The 1,332-nt window shown below is 23.9% G+C and carries 2 protein-coding genes; both read right to left on the bottom strand.

The features are described from left to right. Window positions 1-88: 88 nt before the first annotated feature. Entirely contained in the window at window positions 89-805 is a 717-nt protein-coding gene (locus tag M4L39_RS14505; RefSeq protein ID WP_277582630.1) for a hypothetical protein, read from the bottom strand. A 145-nt stretch (window positions 806-950) separates the two neighbouring features. Further along, window positions 951-1,274, bottom strand: a complete 324-nt coding sequence (locus M4L39_RS14500; protein WP_277582629.1) for a hypothetical protein — start codon at window positions 1,272-1,274, stop codon at window positions 951-953. Window positions 1,275-1,332 lie beyond the last annotated feature (58 nt).

Here is a 1,332-nt window from a genome sequence, read left to right as displayed (position 1 = left end):
TTATTTTATGTAAAGACGTAATGATCGCTTTACATAAAAAGCCCCCGATTTTTCGAGGGCTTTAATATCAAGCATAAATCATCTATGTTTATTTAAATGTAATTATCATTGGGCTATTAGAAAAATAGTGTTCATAATCATATAAATCTTTGAATTCGTAAAGTAAGTTATAATTACTTGTTAATTTGTTTTTTAATCTGTAACTAATTTCTAAGATACTTCTAAGATAATCCGTTTTATCAAAAAGTAATTCTTTTGTGCTATAATCATCTTTTAATGATGTAATTTCTTCTTCTAAAAAGAAACAAAGAATTTCTTCAATATTTTCTTCTGTTTTTTCATCTTCAATTGTTATTGTTTCTAAGTCAGGCATTTCTCTATATGTCTTTTTAACAACAATTTTTGTTGTTGGAATACTATAAGAATTATCTTTATACTTCTGAAAACCATTTTCAATATTATTTATATATTCAATAAAATCTTGTTCTTCGACTTCATCATTAACAACTATTCTATCAACTTGTAATGGTTCTTGTGTTAGTTCATTATATATATCTAAAAATTCATCAATATCTTTATTGTTTATTAAATCAATACAATCTCTATCGTAAAAACAAGCTAACTCTCCTAAGTCCCTAAGATGATAAGATAATTGGTTTCTAACCGAGTAATTATTTTGAATTTTCGTTGCACAATCAAGTGTATAATCGTTGAAAAATTCTTTGATTTCTTCTTCTTCGTAAGTTCCAATAACTTTATTATCATAATTTGTAAATACATATAGATTTATGTTTTCTTGTTTCATTATAATTACCACCTTTTATATTAATACATCTTCAATGCAGACGTAAATTTATCTTTATTAATCTAAATTAAAAGCAATATATTTTTTACATTAATTCTATTAAGCGCTCTAAATTTTCGAGAATTTCTAAGAAATGATTTGTTTTTTATACAAGTGTATTCTCTACAATAATATTATTATCTAAAGCTAAACCGTAACCATCTAAAATAATATTTACGAAATCATCAAATGTTTTAGCATGAGAAAAATTGATTAACAATTCTTCTTTATCCCAACAATCATCTTCATTAATATCTGTAATCAGACTTGATATTTTTCTGAACTTAATCATTTTCAATAGATATTCATCATCAGATTCATATTGCCTTTCTACAAAATATTTTAATTTTCTAAAAGCATTGGAATCTATTTCTATGCCTGTTTCATCTTTTGCTTTTACTTTTAACTTATCTATTAAACTGTTATTCATCATCGACCACTCCTAAATGTTTTTGTTTATTATACATCTTATTTACAGATGTTTTTTA

Source organism: Staphylococcus equorum (assembly GCF_029531845.1).
GTDB classification, from domain to species: Bacteria; Bacillota; Bacilli; order Staphylococcales; family Staphylococcaceae; genus Staphylococcus; species Staphylococcus equorum_C.
Note: the sequence above shows the minus strand (reverse complement) of the source record. Positions and strands in the feature narration are given on the sequence as shown.